Here is a 3,436-nt window from a genome sequence, read left to right as displayed (position 1 = left end):
GCCGGAACCCCGGCAGCGGCGGCTGCACCGCCCGCAGCCGACCAGGTGACGCTGACCATCGACGACCGTGAGGTCTCGGTCGCCAAGGGAACCCTCATCATCCGCGCGGCCGAGCAGGCCGGCATCGAGATCCCGCGGTTCTGCGACCACCCGGGCCTGGACCCGGTCGGCGCGTGCCGGCAGTGCCTCGTCGAGGTGTGGATGCCGGGTCGGCCCGGCCCCGACGGCACGCCCGGGGAGCCGACCCAGATGCAGGGCCCTCCCGGCCGGATGAAGCCCCAGGCGTCCTGCACGATGACCGTCGCCCCCGGCATGGTCGTCAAGACGCAGTACACGTCCGAGGGTGCCGACAAGGCCCAGCAGGGGATCATGGAGTTCCTGCTGATCAACCACCCGCTCGACTGCCCGGTGTGCGACAAGGGCGGCGAGTGCCCCCTGCAGAACCAGGCGATGAGCAACGGTCGCGCCACCTCGCGCTTCGAGGACATCAAGCGCACCTACCCCAAGCCGATCAACATCTCCTCGCAGGTCCTGCTCGACCGCGAGCGCTGCGTCCTGTGCGCGCGCTGCACCCGCTTCTCCGACCAGATCGCCGGTGACCCGTTCATCGCGCTGGTCGAGCGCGGCGCCCTCCAGCAGGTCGGCATCTACGAGGAGCAGCCCTTCGAGAGCTACTTCTCCGGCAACACGGTGCAGATCTGCCCCGTGGGGGCCCTCACCGGTGCCGCCTACCGCTTCCGCTCCCGCCCGTTCGACCTCGTCTCGACGCCCAGCGTCTGCGAGCACTGCGCCAGCGGGTGCGCCCAGCGCACCGACCACCGCCGCGGCACGGTCCTGCGCCGCATGGCCAGCAACGACCCGGCCGTGAACGAGGAGTGGAACTGCGACAAGGGCCGCTGGGCGTTCGCCTACACCGGCGTCGGTGACCGCATCGAGTTCCCGATGGTGCGCGGCAGCGATGGAGAGCTCAAGGTCGTCTCGTGGCGCGATGCGCTGGCCGCCGCCGCTGCGGGCCTGCGTGGCGCCACGGCATCCGGCGTGCTCGTCGGTGGGCGCGTCAGCACCGAGGACGCCTACGCCTACGGCAAGTTCGCCCGCACCGTGCTCGGAACGAACGACGTCGACTTCCGCGCCCGTCCGCACTCGGCCGAGGAGGCCGACTTCCTCGCCTCGCACGTCGTGGCGACGTCGCCCGAGGGTGGCTCCGTGACCTACGCGGACCTCGAGGCGGCCAGCACCGTGGTGCTCGTCGGCCTCGAGCCCGAGGACGAGAGCCCCATGGTCTTCCTGCGGCTGCGCAAGGCCTTCCGCAAGAGCGGCACCACCGTCTACGCCGTGTCGCCCGTCGCGACACGGGGCCTGGCCAAGGTCGGGGGCACGTTGATCCCGACCGCTCCCGGCACCGAGCCCGAGGTGCTGGCCGCGCTGGCGGCCGGTTCCGGCTCCGACGTCGTCACGGCGGCCTCTGCCGCGCTGCGTGAGAACGCGGTCATCCTCGTCGGCGAGCGGCTCGCCTCGGTGCCCGGTGCGCTCAGTGCCGTCGCGGAACTGGCGGAGACCACCGGTGCCCGGGTGGCGTGGGTGCCTCGTCGGGCCGGTGAGCGCGGTGCGCTCGAGGCCGGCGCGCTGCCCACCCTGCTGCCCGGCGGCCGCCCGGCATCCGACGCCGCCGCCCGCGCCGCGGTCGCGACCGCGTGGGGCGTGCAGTCCCTGCCCGAGGTCGCCGGCCGTGACACGGCGGCGATCCTCGCCGCGGCAGCGTCCGGTGAACTCAACGCCCTCGTCGTCGGTGGTGTCGACCCCGCAGACATCGGGGATGCCGTCGCGTCCGCCGCCCTGGAGCGCGCGTTCGTCGTCTCCCTCGACCTGCGGCCCTCGACCGTGACCGCCGTCGCGGACGTCGTGCTGCCCGTCGCGGCGCACGCCGAGAAGGGCGGGACCTTCGTGGACTGGGAGGGCCGCGCCCGCGAGTTCGAGATGGCCGTCGAGACCGGTTTCGACAGCGACTACCGCGTCCTGGACATGCTGGCTGACGAGATGGGTGACTTCCTCGGCACGCGCACCCTGCGTGAGGCCCGCACGGAGATGTCCTCGCTCGGGGCGTGGGACGGCGCTCGCGCCGCTGCGCCGACCGTGCCTGCGGGTGACCTGCCCGTCGTCGAGCCCGGCACCCTCGTGCTCGCCACCTGGCGGCACCTGCTCGACGCCGGCTCGCTGCAGGACGGTGAACCGTTCCTCGCCGGGACCGCACCCGCACCACGTGCCCGGGTGTCGGTTGCCACGGCCGCTGACCTCGGGGTGGTCGACGGCGACCACCTCACGGTCCGGGCCGGCGACCAGAGCGTCACCGCACCGGTTCTCGTCTCGGAGATGGCCGACCACGTCGTCTGGCTCCCGACGAACAGTGCCGGGTGTGACCTGCGCGGCGCCCTCGAGGGTGCCCCCGGAGCCCTGGTGTCCGTCACGAAGGAGGCCCTCGCGTGAGCACGCTGACCGCCCTGCCCGAGCTGGTCTCGGTGGCCTCGCTGGCTACCGCGAGCGTCGACAACCCGAAGGCCGACTTCAGCGACACGCCGTTCTGGCTGTCGGTCGTCAAGGGGTTGATGATCTTCGTCTACCTCCTGCTGTCGACGCTGCTCGTCATCTGGTTCGAGCGCCGGGTCATCGGCCGGATGCAGCAGCGTCCCGGCCCGAACCGCAACGGCCCCTTCGGCCTGCTCCAGACGCTGGCCGACGGCATGAAGGCGATGCTCAAGGAGGACGTGCGTCCCAAGGCCGCTGACGTCTTCGTCTTCACCCTGGCGCCGATCATCACGGCGACGATGTGCTTCGTCTCGTTCTCGATCATGCCGCTGGCCGGTGAGGTGTCGCTGTTCGGGCACCAGACCCCGCTGCAGCTCACCGACACCCCCGTCGCCGTGCTGCTCGTGCTCGCCGTCGCGGGCGTCGGCATCTACGGTGTCGTGCTCGCGGGCTGGTCGTCCGGCTCGACCTACCCGCTCATGGGTGGCCTGCGGGCGACCGCGCAGATGATCTCCTACGAGATCGCCATGGGCCTCTCGCTCGTGGCCGTGTTCATGTACGCCGGGTCGATGTCGACCTCGCAGATCGTCTCTGCCCAGTCAGACCTGTGGTTCGCCCTCCCGCTGTTCTTCAGCTTCTTCGTCTTCACCATCACCATGGTCGGTGAGACCAACCGTCTGCCCTTCGACCTCGCCGAGGGTGAGGGCGAGCTCACCGGTGGGTTCCACACCGAGTACGGCTCGATGCGCTTCGCGATGTTCTTCCTCGGTGAGTACATCAACATGTTCACCGTCGCCGCGCTGGCCACGACGATGTTCCTCGGTGGCCCCGCGGCCCCTCCCGGCATCGCGGCGATCAACGACGGCATGTTCAACCAGGGCTGGTGGGGCCTGCTGTGGTTCACCGCCAAGCT

Annotated in this window: 2 protein-coding genes; both read left to right on the top strand. The window is 71.2% G+C overall.

Features of this window, described 5'->3' with window-relative positions; genetic code table 11:
• Positions 1 to 2,484 (top strand): NADH-quinone oxidoreductase subunit G (locus PLL68_RS13155; RefSeq protein ID WP_324534798.1); only part of this gene is annotated, 2,484 nt, incomplete at its 5' end.
• Between the two features lie 5 nt (positions 2,485 to 2,489).
• Positions 2,490 to 3,436 (top strand): complex I subunit 1/NuoH family protein (locus tag PLL68_RS13150; protein ID WP_502910710.1); only part of this gene is annotated, 947 nt, incomplete at its 3' end.

This window comes from Ornithinibacter sp. (assembly GCF_035443565.1).
Taxonomy (GTDB): domain Bacteria; phylum Actinomycetota; class Actinomycetes; order Actinomycetales; family Dermatophilaceae; genus Fodinibacter.
Note: the sequence above shows the minus strand (reverse complement) of the source record. Positions and strands in the feature narration are given on the sequence as shown.